This is a genomic window from Sphingomonas mollis (genome assembly GCF_016427505.1).
GTDB lineage: Bacteria > Pseudomonadota > Alphaproteobacteria > Sphingomonadales > Sphingomonadaceae > Sphingomonas > Sphingomonas mollis.
In genome coordinates, this window is sequence record NZ_JAELXS010000009.1 from 115,888 (window position 1) to 136,669 (window position 20,782).

The window sequence follows — 20,782 nt, forward strand, 5'->3', positions numbered from 1 at the left end:
CGGTCAGTAGATCACGACCGAGCGGATCGATTCGCCCGCATGCATCAGATCGAACCCCTTGTTGATCTCGTCCAGCGTCAGCCGGTGGGTGATCATCGGGTCGATCTGGATCATCCCGTCCATGTACCAGTCGACGATCTTCGGCGTGTCCGTCCGCCCGCGCGCGCCGCCGAACGCCGTACCGCGCCAGTTGCGTCCGGTGACGAGCTGGAAGGGCCGCGTGCTGATCTCCTTGCCCGCCTCCGCCACGCCAATGACGATGCTGGTGCCCCATCCGCGGTGGCAGCATTCCAGCGCCTGCCGCATCACATCGGTGTTGCCCGTGGCATCGAAGCTGTAATCGGCACCGCCATCGGTCAGCGCGACGATGTGCGGCACGATGTCGCCCCCAGGCACTGAAGAGGTATCCTTGGGGTTGACGAAATGCGTCATGCCGAACCGGCGGCCCCATTCCTCGCGGTCGGGATTGATATCGACACCGACGATCATCTTCGCGCCGGCCAGCTTCGCACCCTGGATCACGTTCAGCCCGATCCCGCCCAGACCGAACACGACCACGGTATCTCCCGGCTGCACCTTGGCGGTATGCACTACAGCGCCGACGCCGGTGGTGACGCCGCAGCCGACATAGCAACTGGTGTCGAACGGCGCGTCCTCCCGGATCTTCGCCACCGCGATTTCGGGCAGCACGGTGAAGTTCGAAAAGGTCGAGCAACCCATGTAATGGAAGATCGGCTGGCCTTTATAACTGAAGCGGGTAGTGCCGTCGGGCATCAGCCCCTTCCCCTGCGTCGCGCGGATCGCGGTGCACAGGTTGGTCTTGCCGCTGAGGCACGATTTACACTGGCGGCATTCCGGCGTGTAGAGCGGGATGACATGATCGCCGACCGCGACGCTGGTCACGCCCGCGCCGATCTCCCGCACGATGCCGGCGCCCTCATGGCCCAGTACGCTGGGGAACAGCCCCTCCGAATCGAGCCCGTCGAGCGTATAGGCGTCGGTATGGCAGATGCCCGTCGCCATGATCTCGACCAGCACCTCGCCAGCCTTCGGCCCGTCCAGATCGAGTTCCACGATCTCCAACGGCCGTTTCGCCTCGAACGCCACGGCGGCTCGCGTCTTCATTTGGTCTCACTCCTCGCAACCTTCCGGCCTCTGCCGCGATTGATAGCCAACAATCAAGGAGGTGGAGCGATGAAGGACCCCAAGAAAGGCGACGAGGTCACGTGGCAATCCCATGGTGGCGAAGCGCACGGCCATGTCGAGAAGAAGGTGACCAGCGATATCAAGATCAAGGGTTATCAGGTCCGCGCGTCGGCGGATGACCCCCAGTATATCGTAAAGAGTGACAACGGCGGAAAGGCGGCGCACAAGGCGTCCGCGCTCGACAAGGCGTAATGCTCCGCTAAGCTGGGCAACAGTTCAACAGGAAGGATTACCATGGCCACTGCAAAGCAGGACGCCGGCGCCGACAAGGCTGCCAAGAAGCCAACCAACAGCGGGACGGGCATCCATGCGCCGGTCAAGCCGTCTGCCGATCTCGGTGCGATCGTCGGCAACGACGCGTTGCCGCGCAGCGAAGTCATCAGCAAGGTCTGGGACTATATCAAGTCCAAGAACCTGCAGAATCCCGAAAACAAGCGCGAAATCCTGGCCGATGACAACCTGAAGAAGGTGTTCGGCAAGGACAAGGCCACGATGTTCGAGATGAACAAGTACATCTCGGCCCATCTTACCAAGGCCTGATGCTTCATCGGGGGTGCCGGCGGCACCCCCGATACTTTCGGTGTCGATAAGTATCGCAACCGTAGCGGGAGAGTGGTGGTCCCGGAGGGACTCGAACCCCCGACGCCCACTTTAGGAAAGTGGCGCTCTGTCCAGCTGAGCTACGGAACCACGACTGCCCTCTTAATCCAGTGGCGCGCGGCTATCCACCCCCTAGAGAGTCCATTTCACCGATCGACTCAATTGACCTGATCGGGCGGCACGATGGGCAGTGGCAGTGGCGCGACCGGCACGCCATCGTCGATCAATGCCTTTGCCTCTGCCACCGTGGCCTGCCCGTGGATCAGTGACGGCGATTCTTCGCCCGCATGCATCGCCCGCGCGCGGTGAGCGAATCCCGCACCGACCCATGTCGATTTATCCAACAGCTTCGCCTGTTCGGCGGCAAGCATCTGCATTGCCTGTTTCATCGCCTGCGGTGCCACGCTCGAACGATGACCCTTTGCCGCGATCGCCGGGGCCATCACTGCCTTTTCGATATCGGTGTCGCCGCAGGCCGGACAGCCGATCAGGCCGGCGTTTCGTTGTTGCTCATAGGCGCCGGTCGATCCGAACCAAGCCTCGAACACATGACCGGTCGGACATCGCAGGTCGAATACGATCATGCGACGATCGTTACCGGCGGGATCGGCCGGCGATGCCGCAGCGACGGAATTCGCGTCCGCACATCGGTTAACAACGCTGGATCGAGATCGACCACCGCCAGACCGGGCGTTTCCCCCATGTCCAGCAGCGCCTCGCCCCATGGATCGACCACCAGCGAATGGCCATAAGTCGTACGTCCATCGGCGTGAGTCCCGGTCTGCGCCGCGGCCACGACGAACGCTCCCGCCTCGATCGCGCGGGCGCGGAGCAGCACCTCCCAATGTGCCGCGCCGGTCGGCCGGGTGAACGCCGCCGGCACTGCCAGCACTGTCGCTCCGGCGTCGCTCAGCGTTCGATAGAGATCGGGGAAGCGGATATCGTAACAGATCGACAATCCGATCCGGCCGACGGGGCTATCTACCACGGTCGCCATTTCACCGGGCGCGTAGCTGGCAGATTCACGCCAGCTTTCGCCGCTCGGCAGGTCGACGTCGAAGAGGTGCAGCTTATCGTATCGGGCACGGATCGCACCGTCAGCGTCAATGACGTAACCACGATTGGCCAGTCGGCCATCCGCCCGGCGCACCGCGAGCGATCCCAGTTGGACCCAAACGCCGTAACGCTCCGCTGCCTCGCGCACCGCCATCAGCACGATGTCGTCATCTTCGCCGACGATCGATGCCGCCGCACGTGTCCGGTCGCGATCGATCAGACCGGACATTTCCGGCGTGAACACCATCGCCGCCCCCAGCCCTGCCGCGCGCTCGATCGCGTCGACCAGCGTGGCGGCATTGACGGCCGGATCGATCCCGGCCGTCATCTGGAGAACGGCGGCCTTCACGCCGCCAGCAGCGGGTCGAGCCCCCCGGACCGATCCAGCGCCGCCAGATCGTCATAGCCACCGACATGGCGGCCATCGATGAACACCTGCGGCACGGTAGTGCGGCCCTGTGCCCGCTCGATCATCTCGGCGCGCTTCGGCCCGCCCAGCGTGATGTCGAATTCCTGCGGGTCGACGCCCTTGGAATCGAGCAACCGCATCGCCCGCGTGCAATAAGGGCAGAACGCCTTGGTATAGATTTCTACGTTGGCCATGGACATCAGGTGTGGTGACGGCCTGCGCTTGTCAATCATCGGCCGCGTCCGGCAGCACCCGCGCCCAGCACAGGATCGTCACCGATCGCGCCCCCGCCGCCAGCAGCGCGCGAGTGCAGGCGGTCGCGGTCGCGCCGGTCGTGTAGACGTCGTCGACCAGCACCACCGCCCGGCCCCTGATCGCGTCCCGACGCGCGCGATCGACGACGAATACGCCGGCCACCGCCCTGGCCCGCGCACGGCGGCCGAGGCCGCGCAGCAACGGTGTCGCCCGCCGCCGTTGCAACGCATGATGATCGCGCGGCACGCCGGTCCTTTGTGATACGACGTCCGCGATCAATGCAGCCTGGTTGAACCCGCGACGCCATAATCGACCGCGATGCAGCGGCACCGGCACCAGCAGGTCGCCCGCCGCCGGCATCAGGCGAAGCATCGCCCGCGCCATCGTGTTCGCCAGCGCGATGCGGCCGCCATGCTTCAACCGCACCGCCAGCGCACCCGCCACATCGCCGTAAGCGACCGCCGCCCGCACGCCGGCATGTCGGGGCGGCGTGCCCGCGCAGGTCGCACAGACCGCCCCCTCGCCGCGGTCGAAGGCGAACGGCGTATGACAGGCCGCGCACCATGGCGGCCCCAGAAACCGCAATGCGCCCCAGCACGTGCCGCAGAACTGGTGGTCCTCCGCCACCGGTACGCCGCAGCCGGGGCAGCGCGGCGGCAGGGCGTAATCGGCGATCCATCGCAAGGGCTTCAGGACTGACCGCAGCATCCATCGCTTGTCGCCGGCCCACGCGCACGGCACAAGCGCCGGCATGGACGTGCCCGACATCTTCGATCGCACCGCCCGGCGCCGGCGCCGCGACCGCGCGACCGACCGCTACGCCGCGCATGATTTTCTCCGTACCGCGATGCTCGACGGTGTTGCCGACCGGCTGGATACGGTGACGCGTTCGTTCACAGATATCCTCGATCTCGGTTCGTTCGATGGCGCCTTCCTGCCACCGCCGGGCACCCGCGTTGCGCGACTGGATGCTGGTTTCGGGTTCGCAAAGCAGAGCGAGGGCGTTCAGGGGGATGAGGACCGGTTGCCCTTCGCGGACGGCGCGTTCGATTGCGTGGTGAGTGCCGGGGTGCTCGACCAGATCGGTGATCTGCCCGGCGCCCTGTCGCTGGCTCGCCGGGTGCTGCGGCCCGACGGTCTGTTCCTAGCCGCGTTCGTCGGTGCCGGCTCCTTTCCGGCACTTCGTCGCGCATTCCAGATCGCGGAACGCGATCGTCCCGTCGCGCGGCTGCATCCGCAGGTCGATGTGCGGTCGGCGGGCGATCTGCTGGTCAGGGCCGGCTTCGCGTTGCCGGTCGCGGATATCGAGACGCTCGACATCGGCTATCCCGATCTGGGCAGACTGTTGCAGGATCTGCGCGGGATGGCCGGTACGAACATCCTGACCGATCGCCACCCGTTGTCGCCCGGCGCCCTGTCCCGCGCGGCCGCCGCATTCGCCGATGCCGCCGGCCCCGACGGCCGCACCCGCGAGCGCATCGATATCATCTTCCTCACCGGCTGGGCGCCCGACGCATCGCAACCGCAACCGGCCAAGCGCGGCAGCGGCAAAAGCTCGCTCGCCGAGGCCCTCGCGCGCCGCGATCCACTCGACTGATTCTTCGTTTACAGGCCGAATTCACTCATCTCGACGACGCGGTGCTCCCGCGCGCTGATTTCGGCAGCGGTACCGATCGCCACCGCACGCAAACCGTCCTCCGCGCTGACGAGTACCGGCCCCTCGCCACGCACCGCCGCCGCGAAGGCGACATGCTGGTAATAGGTCGCGCCCTCGTGCGAGCCGGCGGCATGGGCGGTCGGATCGATCGCGACGCGGGTACGCTCGGGGCGCTTCTGACCCCGGAAGCCGACGCGGGGTGAGAAGATCAGGTCGCCGGGCGGGATAAGCACGTCGAGCCGCGCAGCATCGCCGGTAGCGCTCATCTCCTCCTGATGCTCGGCCCCGTCGGCGAACATGGAGAGATCGAGCATGGCGCGGACGCCATTGGCGAAATCGACCGTGGTGAAGCTGTTATCGATGATGTCGGGCCGGGCGCCGTCATATCGTTCGTCGAGATGGTTCACGTCCATCGCGCCGGAACAATAGACTCGGACCGGCTCCGACTGCACGACCAGCCGCATCAGGTCGAAAAAATGGCAGCATTTCTCGACCATCGTGCCACCGGTGTTGCGCGCGAAGCGATTCCAGTCGCCGACCTTGGGCAAGAAGGGAAAACGGTGCTCGCGGATCGACAGCATCTGCAGGCGACCGACCCGCCCCTGGTGAATCTGGTCGATAAAGGCGGCGGCCGGCGGCATGAAGCGGTATTCCATGCCTGTCCAGAACGGGCGGTCACGCGATGCCGCACGATCGACGATCCAGCGGGCATCGTCCATCGTCGTCGCCAGCGGCTTTTCGCACAGAACCGCCGCATCCATGCCGAACAACGGGTCCAGCACCGTCCGATGCGTGTGGTTGGGTGAGGCGATGACGATCGCATCGACCTGCGCATCGCGAGCGAAGGCGGCAACGCTGGCATAGGCGACGACGCCGGCGGCACGCTCGCCCAACGCATTCCGCGCCCAGTCGAGCGAGGTCGCCACGGGATCGGCGATCGCCACCACCTCCGCGTCGGGAATCAGGGCGATATTGTGGAGATGCTCCACCCCCATCATGCCCGTTCCGACCACGCCGTACCTGATCGCGGCTACCATCGCGTTCATCCCTATGCCATGTCGCCGGTCATGACGACGCTGCGCCTTTCCGCTCAACTCCGCCCGCTCGGCAAGAGCGATCTGCTTGTCTCGCCGATAGCCTGGGGCATGTGGCGGCTCGCCGGAGACGACATTCCAGCGGTACGCGCGTTGATCGACGCGGCGTTCGAGGCGGGAATCACGCTGTTCGACACGGCGGACATCTATGGTTGCGACACGCCCGCCGGGTTCGGATCGGCCGAGGCGCTGTTCGGACGGGCACTGGCGGAGGCGCCGGATCTGCGTGACCGAATGGTCGTCGCGACCAAGGGCGGTATCCGGCCCGGTATCCCGTATAACTCCAGCGCCGATTATCTGGGGACTGCCCTGGACGATTCGCTCCGCCGCATGCGTATCGAGCATGTCGATCTGTACCAGATTCATCGGCGCGACCTGCTCACCCATCCGCAGGAAGTCGCCGCCACGCTCGATCGCATGGTGACATCCGGCAAGGTTCGTGAAGTCGGCGTTTCCAACTACAGTCCCGCCGAAATCGACGCGGTGCAGGCATTTCTGGATCGCCGGATCGTCAGCACGCAGCCGGAATTTTCGGCCCTTCATACTGCGCCGCTGTTCGACGGAACACTGGATCAGGCGATGCGGCTCGATCTGGCGGTACTCGCCTGGTCACCGCTTGGTGGCGGACGGCTGGCTGACGGCACGCATCCGGCGGCGCAGGCTTTGGCGGCGCAGGGGGCACGGTACGGCGTCGATGCCGCCACCGCCGCGCTCGCCTGGGTGATGGCGCATCCGGCTGGTATCATTCCGATCGTGGGATCGCAGACGCCGTCCCGTATCCTGGCATCGGCCAGGGCTTACCAGATCGAATGGACCCGCGCCGAATGGTACGGGGTCTTGCAGGCCGGGATGGGAGAGATGCTGCCATGAGGACGACGCTTCCTCCCTGCGAGATCAGTTGGTTCTCCGCGCTGTGCGACGACGATTACGAATTTCTGGGCGTTCCCGATCCGAAACTGCAATCGAGCTTCGAACATTGCCGGGACATCGTGATGCAGGCGGAGAGCGGCGGGTTCGACAATGTGCTGCTGCCGTCCGGCTATGCGCTGGGCATCGACACCACCGCCTTTGCCGCGGCGATGGCCGCGATGTTGACACGGATACGGACATTGATGGCGGTGCGGATCGGCGAAAGCTGGCCGCCGCAACTGGCTCGGCAGATCGCCACCATCGACCGGATGATGGGCGGGCGGCTGACCGTCAATATCATCTCCAGCGATCTGCCTGGCGAAACGTTGGCAAGCGAGCCGCGCTACGCCCGCACGGTCGAGGCGATGACGATCCTGCGCACGTTGCTGGATGGAAAGCCGCTCGATCATCAGGGCGAGTTCTGGCGATTGAAGCTGGATCCACCGCGCATCACGACCATGAGCGGGCGCTGTCCGCCGTTTTATTTCGGCGGACTGTCGCCGGCGGCGCGTGAGGCAGCGGCGCAAGGATGCGACGTGTATCTGATGTGGCCGGATACGATGGAGGGGGTACGTGGTATCGTGTCGGACATGCGCACCCGTGCGGGCCGCCACGGTCGCACACTGCGCTTCGGCTACCGCGTCCATGTTGTCGTGCGCGAAACCGAGGCGGAGGCGTGGGCCGCCGCCGATCGCCTGTTGTCCAAACTGGACGATGCGACCGGTGCCGAAATCCGGTCGCGTTCGCTCGATTCGCAGTCGGCGGGCGTCCGCCGGCAAGCCGAGCTGCGCGAAGAAGCCGCGCGTCAGGACGGTTATGCCGAGGCGAATTTGTGGACGGGTATCGGCCGTGCACGATCGGGTTGCGGGGCGGCGATCGTCGGCGATCCGGATCAGGTGCTCGCAAAACTCAACGCCTATCGGGCGGAGGGGATCGATGCGTTCATCCTCTCGGGATACCCCCATGCCGCCGAGGCGGACCTGTTTGCGCGACATGTGTTGCCGCATATCGACCACGCGCCCTTGATGCTTTGATAGAGAAACTGCCTCGCCGCGTCGGTCGTCTGCTGGTCATGTTCATGGCATGAACGGGTCACATCATTGAAAACGGTCGGCCAACTTGGTGCCCGGCATCGCGCGCTGTTGTTCGCGCTGGTCATCACCGCGGGCGTGCTCAATCTGGTCGATCGCCAGATCATCGCGGTGCTGAAGCCGGTGATCGCCGTCGATCTGGGTTGGACGGACAATGATTACGGCACGCTCGCCGCCTGGTTCCAGACGGGAGCTGCCGTCGGGTTCCTGTTCAGTGGCTGGATCGCCGATCGACTGGGGGTGAAATGGGCCAACCCGGTTGGCGTAGCGGCATGGAGCGTCGCCGCTTTGCTGCACGGATGGGCGCGGTCGATGATCGAATTCACGGCGGTCCGCATCGCCCTGGGTGCGACCGAGGCGATGGGCACGCCGACCGGCACCAAGACCGTGGCCGCCGTGCTGCCGCCACGCTGGCGATCGACGGGCTTCGGCGCGACCAACGCCGCGAGCAGCCTGGGAGCGATCCTGGCACCTTTGGCGATCCCCGCCATCGCCCTGTGGTTTGGCTGGCGGGGTACGTTCGTCGTGGCGGGCGCGATCGGGCTGGTCTGGGCGTTGGCGTGGCTGATCGCGGCGCGGGGCGTGACCTTCACCGCGCCTCCGGTCGCGAACGGGCCGATCGTCATCGCGGACGGGCCGATCCTGCGCGATCGACGGACATGGGCGGTTGCGGGGGCGAAAATCCTGTCGGACGCGACGTGGTGGCTGCTGCTTTTCTGGCTGCCCGATTTCTTCCACCGCCAGTTCGGCCTGACCGGGGTGGCGCTCGGCGTGCCGCTCGCGATCGCCTATGGCGGCGCGGCGGTAGGCTCGCTGGTCGGGGGTAGCGTTTCGACCCGGTTGCTTGGCCTTGGATATTCGGTGAACTGGGTGCGCAAGGGCATCATGCTGGCCGCGGCATTGGCGGTGGTGCCGATCCCGTTCGCGCTCGTCACGCATGACTATCCGGTCGCGGTCGCTCTGATGGCGCTGGCACTGGCCGGGCATCAGGCGTTCTCCACAAATCTATTCGCGCTGATCGCCGATATCGTGCCGCAACGCCGGGTCGGACGCGTAACCGCGTTCGGCTCGTTCTGCGGAAATGTCGGCGGCATCGGCATCGCCAAGGTCGCAGGCCTGACCTTGGCCGCGGGCCTTGGTTATCTGCCGCTGCTGCTGTTCGCGAGCGTGGCCTATCTGGCGGCATTGGGCTGGATCCAGCTGCTGTTGCCGAAGCTGGTCGCCTTGGAGGATGATGTGCCGATCCCTGCCATGGTATAAAGTAGGGTTAGGGCGCTCCCTTGCGCTTCTTTATATCCGATCAACCTAATGGGAATTAACAGGACCAGATACAAAAGGGGCAATCGATGACTGACCGCTACCTGCTCATGCTGCTCGCTAGCACCACCATGATCGCCACGGCTATACCAGCCGTCGCACAGGAAGCGGCCCCGCCGACCGAGGCTGATGCCACCGAACGAACACCCGATGCCCCCACCGGCGATATCGTCGTCACCGCGCGTTTCCGCAACGAGACCTTGCAACAGGTGCCGATCGCGATCACCGCCGTATCGGGCACCTCGCTCGCCGAGCGGCAATTGAACAATGTCGAAACGATCGCCGCCTCGATCCCCTCGGTCGGGTTCCGCAGCGGCGCTTCGAACAAGGATCGCACGATCTTCATCCGCGGTGTCGGGACGATCACCACCTCGCCGGGCGTCGAGCCATCGGTATCGACGGTACTGGATGGCGTCGTGTTGAGCCGCCCGGGCCAATCGACGCTTGATCTAGGCGAAGTCGAACGCATCGAGGTATTGCGCGGGCCACAGGGAACGCTCTTCGGGAAGAACGCGTCAGCCGGTGTGGTCAACATCGTCACCCGCAGCCCCACCGACGAATTTCGCGCGTTCGGCGAACTGGGCGCGACGACGGACGAGGAATACCGGATCAAGGCCGGCGTGTCGGGCGCGATCGTGCCGGGCAAGTTACAGGCGCTGATCGGTGGCTTGTACAGCAATTTCAACGGCAATACCCGTAACGTCACGACGGGCAACGACACCAACGGCTCGCGCCGCTACGGCGTTCGCACCAAGCTGGTCGCGACACCGTTCGAGGCGCTGAAACTGACCGCGATCAGCGATTACCTGAATACCCGTGAGACCATCGCATCGGTGTTCAGCTCGACGCAACAGATCGCCTATCCGACCGGCGCGATCACCAATTCGGCACCGCTCGCCGCGCTGCTCGCGGGCGTCGGCATCCGCCCCGATGCCGCGAACCGGCTGGCGGCGACCAATATCGATACCAACGTCCGCGACGAGAATTACGGCGGCTCGCTGACGGCCGAGCTGGCGCGGGGTGACTATCAACTGACATCGATCACCGCGTGGCGGCAATGGCTTAACCATCAGCAGCAGGATTATGACGGCCTGCCGACGCTGACCGCCGCCTTTCCGCAAGGGATCGACGACGGACGCGTGAACAGCAAGCAATTCTCGCAGGAATTGCGCCTCGCCTCCCCGCGCGGCGGCCTAATCGATTATGTCGTCGGCGCCTACTATCTGCACGGCGACACGGACGAGCGGTATCAGCGCGCATTGACCACGCTGGCGGGCACGACGCAGACTACGACGACCGGCGTCGCCAATTACGGCATCACCAGCAAGAACTACGCGCTATTCGGGGAAGCGAACGTCAATTTCACGAGCGCCTTCCGCGCGATTGCCGGCTATCGATCGACGTGGGACGACATCGATTTCTACCACGTCCGCACATCGACCAACGATCCCACGAACAGCGGCGTGGCCGCACTCGACCGACCCGGCATCCGGGCATATCATAACGCGACCGGGAACACCGACAAGCGCGGCGACAGCTATCGGCTCGGACTCCAGCATGATCTGGGGGAACATGCGCAAACCTATTTCACCTATTCGCGCGGCTATAAGGGGCCGGCGTTCAACGTGTATTTCAACATGCGTTCGCTCAACGCGACGACGCTGCTGGACGAAGTACCGTTAAGCCCGGAGACATCGGATTCTTTCGAGATCGGCGTGAAGGGCAGCACGGGCGACCGAAAATTCAGTTATGCGCTGGCAGCGTTCAACACGACGTTCGACGGATATCAGGCGAATTTCACCGACTTGGTCGGTGGCGCTCCCGTCACCCGGCTCATCAATGCCGGATCGGTTCGGTCACGCGGGGTCGAGGCCGATGTCACGTTGCGGCCGATCGCGGGGTTCACGATCGATATTTCCGGTGCCTACACGGATGCCGAGGTCCGCAACTTCAATTGCCCGACCGGCGCACCGGTCAGCTGCGACATCAATGGTCAGCCGTTGCCCTTCGCACCTAAGGTCCGGCTTTACGAGAATGCAGCCTATCGCTTCGCTTTGTCGGACTAGCTCTCGCTCGAACTGCAAAGTGATGTGACCTTTTCGAGCAAGGTACAATATTCGCTCGCGCAGACACCGAACACGATCCAGCCCGCTTATGCGATCTGGAACGCCAGCATCGCGCTGGTCCGACCCGGCGACGGGTGGCAATTGCGGGCGTATGTGAAGAACATCACCGACAGTTCCTATGCCAGCTTCCTGGGCAACGGGACGTTCGCCGGCACGGTCCGGTTCGTGCCGCGTGACGACCGCCGCTATGCCGGCCTGCTGCTGCGCAAGGATTTCTGATGATCGACGATCCGACGCGGCGGGGCGTGCTGCTGGCCGGGACCGGCGGCGCGTTCGGACTGTATTCGTGGGCTTCGGCGGCTGCCAGGCCTGTACCGGCATCGCGGCGCCTGCCGCGGCTGCAGGGGGTCAAGCCTAAGAACATCCTCGTCGTGCTGACCGACGATCATCGGTATGATGCGATGGGGTTCATGAAGGCGCAGGATTTCGGCGACACGCCGACGCTCGACCGGCTTGCGCGTGAGGGCACGCACTTTCGCAACGCCTTCGTCACCACGGCGCTGTGCTCGCCATCGCGCGCGTCGATCTTCACCGGCCTGTATGCGCATCAGCACAAGGTGGTCGACAACAATCATCCGATCCCACCGGGCCTGATCTTCTATCCCGAATATCTCCAGGCCGCCGGGTACGACACCGCCTTTATCGGCAAATGGCACATGGGCGACGAGGGCGCCGGACCGCAGCCGGGGTTCGATCATTGGGTCAGCTTCAAGGGCCAGGGCAGCTACCTGCCGAGTGCGGACGGGCTGAATGTCGATGGCCGGCAGGTCCCGCAAAAGGGCTACATCACCGACGAGCTGACCGATTATGCGATCGACTGGATCGGCAAACGTCCGGCCGACAAGCCGTGGATGATGCACCTCGCGCACAAGGCGGTGCATTCCGAATTCATTCCGGCGGCGCGCCACGCCGGGCGCTATGACAAGGAAACGTTCCGATATCCGGCATCGATGAAGGCAGGCGTACCCGGTCGGCCAGCCTGGGTCGAGAACCAGCGCAATAGCTGGCACGGTGTCGGTTATCCGTATCACGGCACGCTCGACATCGGCGATTACTACAAGCGTTACATGGAGACGTTGCTGGCGGTCGACGAAGGACTGGCGCGCATTCTCGCGCTATTGGAGGAGCGGGGCGAGCTTGACGATACGGTAGTCCTGTATCTAGGCGACAACGGTTTCATGTTCGGCGAACACGGCCTGATCGACAAGCGCACCGCCTATGAGGAATCGATGCGCATCCCGATGATCGCGCGGTGTCCTTCATTGTTTCCGGCGGGCAGCGTGGTGGAACAGGTGGTCGCCAATATCGACATCGCACCGACCATGCTGGCGGCGGCGGGGCTGAAGGCGCCGGCTGGTATGGCCGGAGCGAACGCCCTGCCCCTAGCGCAGCGCCAGCCGGTACCCTGGCGACATGAGCTGTTGTACGAATATTATTGGGAGCGTAATTTTCCACAGACGCCGACCGTCCATTCGCTGCGCGAGGACCGGTACAAATACATGCACTTCCACGGCATCTGGGACATCGACGAACTATATGATCTGGCCGCAGACCCGCATGAGACGGACAATCTTCTCGCCCGCCCCGGCCATGAGGATCTGGCCGAACGGATGAGCGGGAAGCTGTTCGCCATTCTGGCCGAAACCGATGGCATGCAGATTCCGCTGAGCGCCGATGCCGGTCAGCGCAATGCACTGCGCAATCCCGCCGGACCGGGTCAGGCGCCCTTCCCGCCCGGCTTCTTCGTGAAGCCGATCATCCCGCAATAATCAGGCGAAACCGGCCGCCTACGTCGCTTCCCTTTCTAAGCACCTGTCAGCCGCCCGTTCCGGTGCTACATCCGGACGATCATGGCGCAGCGACGTGTAAAATCCGGAGCGTTGCGACGGGGAAGAAGGCGCAAGGCAGCCCGCGACGCCGCGGCGAAACGCTGGTTGCTGCTGCTCGGCATCGTCGGGACCGTCGTGATTATCCTGGGGGTGATCGGGCCCCGGCCATCGACCCGGCCAAAGCGGTCGCTGACGATGGCGCAGGCGCGTGCATCGAACGCAGCGGTGCCGGTTGACGAGGAGCGACGATCGACCGCCGCTCGCTATCGCTTCTCCGGCGGCGTCGCGTCCCGTGAACAGGCGACCGAATGTCTGGCGACCGCCGCCTTGTACGAAGCGGGTAGCGATACGCGCGGGCAGAAGGCAGTGATCCAGGTGATCCTGAACCGCGTCCGGGCGCCCGGTTTTCCCAAGACGATCTGCGGCGTCGTCTATCAAGGCTATACCCGTGATACCGGGTGCCAGTTCTCCTTCACCTGCGACGGGTCGATCCAGCGACGCACGGTGCATGTCGGTTGGGCCAGGGCGAGACGGGCCGCCCGCCGCGCGCTTTCAGGCTATGTCTTTCCGGACGTCGGACGGGCCACGCATTATCACACCGACTGGATGGTGCCGTACTGGCGCGACTCATTGGTAAAGGTGGCGCGGGTCCGCAGGCATCTCTTCTACGTGAGACGGTGAGGGACGCCGGGCCGGAGGATGGACGCCGCCACGGTTCGGGCAATCAAGGCACCCGCTTGCCCGGCATGCTGACGACGTGGACGATCTGCCTGAAACCCTACGCCGCGAAAGGCAGCTTTCAGCCGATCTGAGCGTCGAGACCCGCGGGTCGCAGAGGTCGATCAACATCGGAGTTGCGCGAAAAACGCAATCGGGCATTGTCCCGTTCATCAATTCAGGAGCGTCCCTTGCGTCTCACGATCGCCCTTCTGCTGCTGGCCACCACGACACCCGCCGCCGCGCAGCGACAGCCCCATGCCGCGCCGGCGGACGGGCCGTCACGATTGTTCGGCGGTGCCGATCTGTTCGGCCTGTCGATCGCCGCCGATCCCCAGATCAGCCCGGACGGCCGCACGATCGTGTACGTCCGCCGCGCCGGCGACGTGATGACCGATCGGATGCAGTCGTCACTATGGCTGATCGACGTGGCGACGGGGCGGCAGTCGCCGTTCGCCGCCCAAGGGTCCAGCCCTCGCTGGTCGCCCGATGGCACCCGCATCGCCTATGCGGCGAGCGACGGGGAAGGCGGTAATTCGCAGTTGTTCGTGCGCTGGATCGCGACGGGCGCCAGTGCGCGCGTGACCAGCTTCCCCGGCGATCCGCAGGCGCTCGCCTGGTCGCCCGATGGCATGCGGCTCGCCTATGTCGCGACCGTTGCGGGAGAGGCGACGACGCTGGGCAAGGCGCCGTCCAAGCCCGAGGGTGCGAAATGGGCCGAGCCGCTGACCGTCATCGATCGCGTCAACTATCGCAATGACGGCCCCGGTTATGTGAAACCCGGTCGCGACCATCTGTTCGTCGTCGCGGCGGACGGGGGTGCGGCGCGGCAACTGACGTTCGGCGCCTTCGACGATGGCGGCCCGCTGTCATGGACGCCCGATAGCCGCGAGATCGTCTTCGCCGCCATTCGCGGGCCGGATGCCGAGCGGCAGGTGATGAATTCCGATATCATCTCGATCGACGTCGCCAGCGGCGCGATGCGGACACTGACGTCGCGCGATGGCCCGGATGGCCAGCCGCGCGTATCGCCGGATGGCAACCGGATCGCTTGGCTGGGCTTCGACGACAAACGACGGAGCTATGAAAACACGCAGCTTTATGTCGGCGATCGTAGCGCCGCCGCGCCGCGATCGCTCACCGCGCCACTGGACCGCGCGATCGAGGATGCGATGTGGGCGGCGGATAGCCGCAGCCTGTATGCCAGTTACGACGACCACGGGCAGCGCCGGATCGCGCGGATCGCGCTCGATGGCCGGACGACACCGCTGATCGACAATGTCGAGGGCGATGCGCTCGACCGGCCCTATACGGGCGGCGAGTTCTCGGTCTCGAAGGGCGGCGTCATCGCTTATACCGGCGGCGACGCGAATGCACCGGCGGATGTTTGGGTGTGGAACGGCGGCAAAGCACGCCGGCTGACGCAACTGAATGCCGTGATGACCGGTGCCAAATCGCTCGCCACCGTTCGCAAGATCGCGGTCACGGCACCCGATGGCCGGCCGATCGACGCCTGGCTGGCGACACCGGCCAACCGCGTGGCCGGGCGGCGTGTGCCGCTGATCCTGGAAATCCATGGCGGTCCCAACAGCGCCTACGGGCCAAGCTTTTCGACCGACGTGCAACTCTATGCCGCGGCCGGTTATGCGGTGTTGTGGACCAATCCGCGCGGATCGACCTCCTACGGCGCGGATTTCGCCAATCTGATCGACAAGGCTTATCCGTCGGCCGATTATGACGACCTGATCGCCGCGGTCGATGCCGCGATCGCCGATGGAACGGCCGATCCCGACAATCTGTTCGTTACCGGCGGGTCGGGCGGCGGCGTGCTGACCGCATGGATCGTCGGCAAGACGAACCGGTTCAAGGCCGCCGCCACGCAAAAGCCGGTCATCAACTGGGTCAGCGAGGCGCTGACGATGGACAACACGCTGTTCACCTCGCGCTACTGGTTCACCAAGCTGCCTTGGGAAGACCCGATGAGCTATTGGAACCGCTCGCCACTCAGTCTGGTCGGCAATGTGAAGACGCCGACCCTCGTCGTCGTCGGCAGCGACGATTACCGCACGCCGGTGAGTGAATCGGAGCAATATTACGCCGCGCTCCAGATCCGCGGCGTGCCAACCGCGCTCGTGAAGGTGCCGGGCGCCAGCCATGGCGGCTTCACGTCGCGCCCATCGCAATCCGCCGCCAAGGCCTCGGCGATCATCGCCTGGTTCGATCGATATCGTACGAGCACCGCCGCCCCCGCTCCCGCGACCGCCGCCCAGTAACAGGACATGACCTTGTCGATCACCGCCCGTCTTCTCGCCGCCACACTCCTCCTCGGCGGCAGCACCGCCTATGCTCAGGCAGACAAGACCACGACCACGGTCGAGAAGAAGACGGAGGACGCTCTGAAGCTGCCGCCGCTGCCGGCCGACAAGTCGATCACCCAGACCGCGCGGATCGGTGGCCGGGCGATCAACTACAAGGCGACGGTCGGTACGATCCCGGTACGCGACGACAAGGGCAAGGAGATCGGGCAGGTCACCTATACGGCCTATACCATCGCGGACCGCGATCCCGCCCGGCCGGTGACCTTCGCGTTCAACGGCGGGCCGGGGGCGGCATCGGTCTATCTCAATCTCGGTGCCGTCGGCCCGAAGCGCGTGCAGTTCGGCGCGCAGGGCGACGCGCCATCGGACGCCCCGATCGCGCGGGATAACCCGAACAGCTGGCTCGATTTCACCGACCTCGTCTTCATCGATCCGATTGGCACCGGGTTCAGCCGCAGCCTGGTCGACGAGGCCGAAACGAAGAAGTCCTTTTATGCCAACGATCCCGACATCCGATACCTGTCGAAGGTCGTCTATGACTGGCTGGTCAAGGAAGGGCGTCTGCGCTCGCCGAAATATTTGATGGGCGAAAGCTATGGCGGGTATCGCGCGCCACGCATCGCCTATGAACTCCAGTCGCAGATCGGCGTGGGCGTGAATGGCCTCATCATGGTCTCGCCCTATCTCGACCCTGCATCGGGCGACGACGCGACGGCGCTGTCGCCGTTACCATGGATGACCGCCCTGCCCTCGATGGCGGCGGCGAACCTCGAGCGGCAGGGACGGCTGACCCCTGCGGCCATGGCGGATGTGGAGGCGTACACGCGGGGCGACTTCGCCCGTGACCTGTTGCGGGGCCGCTCCGATCCCGAGGCGACCGGCCGGATCGTGTCCCGTGTGACGGAGCTGACCGGGCTGGACCCCGCCCTCGTCCGCCGTCTGGGCGGCCGCGTCGATACCGGCACGTATCTTCGCGAGATCCATCGCACAGACGGGACGATCGGCAGCGTGTACGATTCCAACGTCACGGCCTTCGATCCGTTTCCCTGGTCGGCGCAGCAACAGTCCAACGATCCGATTCTCGACGCGCTGATCGGGCCGACGACCAGTGCGATGGTCGATTTCGTCACGCGTGAGGTCGGCTGGAAGACGGATGCCCGGTACAACGCATTGTCCTATGCGGTGAACCGCGCCTGGGATCGCGGCAAGCCCGCCGACACGCCCGTGACCGATTTGCGCAAGGCGATCGCCAATGATCCGAAGATGCGGGTGCTGATCGTCCATGGCTGGGACGATCTGTCCTGCCCCTTCTTCGCGTCCCGCCTGATCGTCGATCAGATGCCGGCGTTCGGCCAGTCCGAGCGCGTTCAACTCCGCGTCTATGCCGGCGGTCATATGTTCTACAGCCGGAACGACAGTGGTGCCCGGTTCAAGGCAGATGCGGCTCAATTGTATCGGTGAGCGGGCACATCTTGGGCTTTCCTGACCGAGGGCGCTAAGGAGCCGGTTCGGCTGTCCGGAGCGATCATTGTCCACCTCACGACCATCTTGGCTCATCGCGCGCTGCGCGGCGGTTCTGCTCGCGATCATATCAATCGGTGAGCCGGCGATTGCCCAAGGTGACGATGTCGTCGCCAATGCGGTCGTCGAACTCGTCGGGGCGTCCAACGAAGTGCGGGCGGTGGAGAAGGCCGCCGATAACGCGAGCACGCGGGAAGAGCGTAGCGCGCTGACCGATCGTCTTTCGGCGGCTCGGGCCACCGCGACCAAGTCCGACGAAATGCTCGATACGCAGATGGCGCTGGTCGATGCCAAGATAACCGAAATCGGGCCGGTCGCGCCGGGCATCGTCGATGCGCCCGATATCGCGGCACAGCGCAAGCTGCTAGCCCAACGGCGCAACACGATCGACAGCGCCATTCGCCGCGGCAAGCTGCTGATCGTCGAGGCGCAGCAACTGGCCGACCGGATCGCTGCGGATCAGGCTGCGGAACTGGGGCGAAGCTGGGCGACGCGCAATCCGTCGCCGCTGACACCGGGTTTCTGGGCAGCATTGATCGACGCCGGGCCGCGGGACGTCTCGCGGTTCGGCCGGTTCCTCGAACAGATCATCCGCGATATCGGTCATGGTCTGGCGGGTGGTCATTGGTGGATCGCCATCGCCAGCGCGGTAGTCGCGGTGGCGATGGGCTGGCCTGCACGGATCGCCTTGCGTGAGACGGGGCGGCGTTATGCCATCGATGCGGCGCCCGGCCACCGGGTCCGTCGATCCGGATATGCGATGTGGCGACTGGTCACCGGCACCGCCCTGCCGACCCTTGCCGCCACCGCGCTCGTTCAGGGACTGCGCTGGTCGGGGCTGACGGCGGCGACTGCCGAGCCAATGCTCTCGGCGTTCGTGTTCGCAGTCGGCATGGGGGCCTTTATCGGTGCACTGGGCGCTGCGTTGTTGATGCGCAGCCAGGGATCGTGGCGGCTGTTGCCGATCGGCGACGATGTCGCGCGGGCACTGCTGCCCTGGGCGTGGGTGCTCGCCATTCTGACCTCGGTCGATATCTTTCTCTCCGCTTCCGTCGAGACGATGCGCTTCAGTCCCGTCGCCGTATCGGGCGCCGATGCCGCGCTGGCGGCGATCCGCCTGCTGGCGATCGGTGGCCTGCTGTTCACACTCGGTCGCCTGCGCACGCGGGCTCGTATCGCGGACGACGCGAGGGCGGACGAGGACGGGACAGCCATCACCGGAACCGGCGCCGCGCGCGCCAGTGTCGGGATCGTGACGTTGCTGGCATGGCTGGTCACATTGGCCGGTGGTGTGGCGCTGTTGGCGGGCTACACCAATTTCAGCCTGTTCCTGACCCGCATCGTGATCGAATGGCTCGCGATCGTGGTCGGCACCTTCTATCTGCTCCTGACCTTCATTGACGATGTCGTCACCACGATCTTCTCGGCCGAGAGCCGGCCCGGTCACTTGCTGGCGCGGGGAGTCGGCATCCGACCGGGCGCGATCGATCAGTTCGGCGTGTTGCTATCGGGTGTGCTCCGGCTGGGCTTGGCGGTCGTCGCCGTGGTGATGTTGCTCACGCCGTTCGGTTCGGGAGTGGACAGCACGGTCGAACGTTTCGGCACGGTCGCCGATGGCATCACGATCGGCGACGTCAGCATTTCGCCGGGTGCGATCCTGCGTGCACTGGCGGTGTTACTCGTCGGACTCACGCTGGCGCGGCTGTTCCTGCGATGGCTGAACGATCGATATCTGCCGACGACCAGCATGGATATCAGCGGCCGCAACTCCTTCGCGCTGATCGCCCGTTACATCACCATCATCCTGGCAGTGCTGTGGGGCATCGCCTCGCTCGGCATCGGGATGGAGCGGATCGCGCTGATGCTGTCGGCGCTGTCGGTCGGCATCGGTTTCGGCCTGCAGGCGATCACCCAGAATTTCGTTTCTGGCCTGATCCTGCTGGCCGAGCGGCCGGTCAAGATCGGTGATCTCGTGCGCATTGGTACCGAGGAAGGCGATGTGAAGCGGATCAGCGTGCGATCGACGGAGATCGAGCTGGCCGATCATTCGACCCTGATCGTGCCCAATTCCGAGCTGATTACGAAATCGGTCCTGAACAAGACGATGGCGAACGCACTGGGCCGGTTGCAGATCCAATTTTCGGTGCCGATCGGGATAGAGCCGGAGCGTATTCGCCGCATCGTGCTCGACATCTTCGAAGCGGAGGCGGCGATTCTGGACAGCCCCGCCGCGGTCGCGTTCATCGACAACATCGCTGACGGTCGCATCCTGTTCAACTGCTTCGCCCACACCTCCAGCGCCCGCACCGCCTACCCCGCACGAAGTGCCGCGTTGACCGCCATCCTGCAGAGACTGGCCGAAGAGCATATCGACGTCGGCACGGTGCCCCAACAGTTAAAGATCGTGCCGATCGATGCAGACACGAAGAACCCGTTCGGGAAATAATGGCGCGACGGTAAAAAGGGACGAGACGTTACGCGCGTCGATCAACAGTTTCGCTGAGTCAGCTAAACGGTGTGATCACCCCAAGAGGGATCTCTCTCGACATCGGCGACGAAGTTAAGCCTGCCGCGTCAAGCGATGCAATGGGCATGCTGAAGCCGCAAACGATATCTGCCCTTGATGATTTATCAAAGCCATCGCTCTATGTCGGAGTGTCAGCCGACATGGGGCGAT

19 protein-coding genes and 1 tRNA gene are annotated in these 20,782 nt (G+C 64.8%); 13 read left to right on the forward strand and 7 right to left on the reverse strand.

Annotation, left to right across the window (positions count from 1 at the left end):
- Positions 1-3: 3 nt before the first annotated feature.
- The gene (locus JAO74_RS15635; protein ID WP_199040205.1) at positions 4-1,125 is read right to left on the reverse strand and encodes an S-(hydroxymethyl)glutathione dehydrogenase/class III alcohol dehydrogenase; all 1,122 of its coding nucleotides are present in this window, start codon (positions 1,123-1,125) and stop codon (positions 4-6) included.
- Positions 1,126-1,194: 69 nt separating this feature from the next.
- Between JAO74_RS15635 and JAO74_RS15640 the strand changes: the two genes are divergently transcribed.
- Together JAO74_RS15640 and JAO74_RS15645 are read left to right on the forward strand one after the other, a co-directional pair.
- Positions 1,195-1,398 (forward strand): hypervirulence associated TUDOR domain-containing protein, encoded by a 204-nt coding sequence (locus tag JAO74_RS15640; protein WP_199040208.1) that lies wholly within the window; start codon positions 1,195-1,197, stop codon positions 1,396-1,398.
- Between the two features lie 42 nt (positions 1,399-1,440).
- On the forward strand, positions 1,441-1,746 hold the full coding sequence (locus tag JAO74_RS15645; RefSeq protein WP_082543407.1) for an SWIB/MDM2 domain-containing protein: 306 nt from the start codon (positions 1,441-1,443) through the stop codon (positions 1,744-1,746).
- A gap of 73 nt (positions 1,747-1,819) precedes the next feature.
- Here the strand turns inward: JAO74_RS15645 and JAO74_RS15650 are convergent.
- The 5 genes from JAO74_RS15650 to JAO74_RS15670 form a co-directional block, all read right to left on the reverse strand.
- Positions 1,820-1,896 (reverse strand) — tRNA-Arg (locus tag JAO74_RS15650).
- A gap of 68 nt (positions 1,897-1,964) precedes the next feature.
- Positions 1,965-2,390 (reverse strand): DUF1178 family protein, encoded by a 426-nt coding sequence (locus JAO74_RS15655; RefSeq protein ID WP_199040211.1) that lies wholly within the window; start codon positions 2,388-2,390, stop codon positions 1,965-1,967.
- Positions 2,387-3,211, reverse strand: a complete 825-nt coding sequence (locus tag JAO74_RS15660; RefSeq protein ID WP_199040214.1) for a carbon-nitrogen hydrolase family protein — start codon at positions 3,209-3,211, stop codon at positions 2,387-2,389. Before JAO74_RS15660 ends, JAO74_RS15655 begins: the two co-directional genes overlap by 4 nt.
- Positions 3,208-3,465, reverse strand: coding sequence for a glutaredoxin 3 (gene grxC, locus JAO74_RS15665; protein WP_199040216.1), 258 nt, complete (start codon positions 3,463-3,465; stop codon positions 3,208-3,210). Before grxC ends, JAO74_RS15660 begins: the two co-directional genes overlap by 4 nt.
- A gap of 31 nt (positions 3,466-3,496) precedes the next feature.
- On the reverse strand, positions 3,497-4,234 hold the full coding sequence (locus JAO74_RS15670) for a ComF family protein (protein WP_199040219.1): 738 nt from the start codon (positions 4,232-4,234) through the stop codon (positions 3,497-3,499).
- Positions 4,235-4,277: 43 nt separating this feature from the next.
- On the opposite strand from JAO74_RS15670, the gene JAO74_RS15675 reads away from it, so the two are divergent.
- Positions 4,278-5,123, forward strand: a complete 846-nt coding sequence (locus JAO74_RS15675) for a methyltransferase domain-containing protein (RefSeq protein ID WP_199040222.1) — start codon at positions 4,278-4,280, stop codon at positions 5,121-5,123.
- A gap of 8 nt (positions 5,124-5,131) precedes the next feature.
- Here JAO74_RS15675 and JAO74_RS15680 read toward each other — a convergent pair whose 3' ends face one another.
- A complete protein-coding gene (locus JAO74_RS15680) occupies positions 5,132-6,220 on the reverse strand; it encodes a Gfo/Idh/MocA family protein (RefSeq protein ID WP_199040225.1) in 1,089 nt (362 codons plus the stop codon).
- A gap of 30 nt (positions 6,221-6,250) precedes the next feature.
- Between JAO74_RS15680 and JAO74_RS15685 the strand changes: the two genes are divergently transcribed.
- From JAO74_RS15685 to JAO74_RS15725, 10 genes are all read left to right on the forward strand, one after another.
- Entirely contained in the window at positions 6,251-7,147 is an 897-nt protein-coding gene (locus JAO74_RS15685; RefSeq protein WP_199040329.1) for an aldo/keto reductase, read from the forward strand.
- On the forward strand, positions 7,144-8,220 hold the full coding sequence (locus tag JAO74_RS15690; protein ID WP_199040228.1) for an LLM class flavin-dependent oxidoreductase: 1,077 nt from the start codon (positions 7,144-7,146) through the stop codon (positions 8,218-8,220). Before JAO74_RS15685 ends, JAO74_RS15690 begins: the two co-directional genes overlap by 4 nt.
- A 66-nt stretch (positions 8,221-8,286) precedes the next feature.
- Complete coding sequence (locus JAO74_RS15695; RefSeq protein WP_199040231.1) at positions 8,287-9,537, forward strand: MFS transporter; 1,251 nt, start codon at positions 8,287-8,289, stop codon at positions 9,535-9,537.
- An 86-nt stretch (positions 9,538-9,623) separates the two neighbouring features.
- Entirely contained in the window at positions 9,624-11,660 is a 2,037-nt protein-coding gene (locus JAO74_RS15700) for a TonB-dependent receptor (protein ID WP_332908830.1), read from the forward strand.
- A gap of 24 nt (positions 11,661-11,684) precedes the next feature.
- Entirely contained in the window at positions 11,685-11,939 is a 255-nt protein-coding gene (locus JAO74_RS19170) for a hypothetical protein (RefSeq protein WP_332908831.1), read from the forward strand.
- A complete protein-coding gene (locus JAO74_RS15705; protein WP_199040234.1) occupies positions 11,939-13,489 on the forward strand; it encodes a sulfatase family protein in 1,551 nt (516 codons plus the stop codon). The genes JAO74_RS19170 and JAO74_RS15705 overlap by 1 nt, the downstream gene beginning before the upstream one ends.
- A gap of 81 nt (positions 13,490-13,570) precedes the next feature.
- A complete protein-coding gene (locus tag JAO74_RS15710; RefSeq protein ID WP_199040237.1) occupies positions 13,571-14,230 on the forward strand; it encodes a cell wall hydrolase in 660 nt (219 codons plus the stop codon).
- Between the two features lie 227 nt (positions 14,231-14,457).
- Positions 14,458-16,539, forward strand: coding sequence for an alpha/beta hydrolase family protein (locus JAO74_RS15715; protein ID WP_199040240.1), 2,082 nt, complete (start codon positions 14,458-14,460; stop codon positions 16,537-16,539).
- Between the two features lie 6 nt (positions 16,540-16,545).
- Positions 16,546-18,045: a S10 family peptidase gene (locus tag JAO74_RS15720; protein ID WP_199040243.1), complete on the forward strand. Its 1,500-nt coding sequence runs from the start codon at positions 16,546-16,548 to the stop codon at positions 18,043-18,045.
- Positions 18,046-18,112: 67 nt separating this feature from the next.
- The gene (locus JAO74_RS15725; RefSeq protein ID WP_233151073.1) at positions 18,113-20,551 is read left to right on the forward strand and encodes a DUF3772 domain-containing protein; all 2,439 of its coding nucleotides are present in this window, start codon (positions 18,113-18,115) and stop codon (positions 20,549-20,551) included.
- Positions 20,552-20,782: the final 231 nt, after the last annotated feature.

Bases quoted from the DNA above. Each gene is read 5' to 3' on its own strand.
- JAO74_RS15720 (WP_199040243.1), top strand. From the start codon at position 16,546: ATGACCTTGTCGATCACCGCCCGTCTTCTCGCCGCCACACTCCTCCTC.
- JAO74_RS15680 (WP_199040225.1), bottom strand. From the start codon at position 6,220: ATGGTAGCCGCGATCAGGTACGGCGTGGTCGGAACGGGCATGATGGGG.
- JAO74_RS15655 (WP_199040211.1), bottom strand. From the start codon at position 2,390: ATGATCGTATTCGACCTGCGATGTCCGACCGGTCATGTGTTCGAGGCT.
- JAO74_RS15690 (WP_199040228.1), top strand. From the start codon at position 7,144: ATGAGGACGACGCTTCCTCCCTGCGAGATCAGTTGGTTCTCCGCGCTG.
- JAO74_RS15710 (WP_199040237.1), top strand. From the start codon at position 13,571: ATGGCGCAGCGACGTGTAAAATCCGGAGCGTTGCGACGGGGAAGAAGG.
- JAO74_RS15640 (WP_199040208.1), top strand. From the start codon at position 1,195: ATGAAGGACCCCAAGAAAGGCGACGAGGTCACGTGGCAATCCCATGGT.
- grxC (WP_199040216.1), bottom strand. From the start codon at position 3,465: ATGGCCAACGTAGAAATCTATACCAAGGCGTTCTGCCCTTATTGCACG.
- JAO74_RS15685 (WP_199040329.1), top strand. From the start codon at position 6,251: ATGACGACGCTGCGCCTTTCCGCTCAACTCCGCCCGCTCGGCAAGAGC.
- JAO74_RS15635 (WP_199040205.1), bottom strand. From the start codon at position 1,125: ATGAAGACGCGAGCCGCCGTGGCGTTCGAGGCGAAACGGCCGTTGGAG.
- JAO74_RS15675 (WP_199040222.1), top strand. From the start codon at position 4,278: ATGGACGTGCCCGACATCTTCGATCGCACCGCCCGGCGCCGGCGCCGC.
- JAO74_RS15670 (WP_199040219.1), bottom strand. From the start codon at position 4,234: ATGCTGCGGTCAGTCCTGAAGCCCTTGCGATGGATCGCCGATTACGCC.
- JAO74_RS15700 (WP_332908830.1), top strand. From the start codon at position 9,624: ATGACTGACCGCTACCTGCTCATGCTGCTCGCTAGCACCACCATGATC.
- JAO74_RS15645 (WP_082543407.1), top strand. From the start codon at position 1,441: ATGGCCACTGCAAAGCAGGACGCCGGCGCCGACAAGGCTGCCAAGAAG.
- JAO74_RS15705 (WP_199040234.1), top strand. From the start codon at position 11,939: ATGATCGACGATCCGACGCGGCGGGGCGTGCTGCTGGCCGGGACCGGC.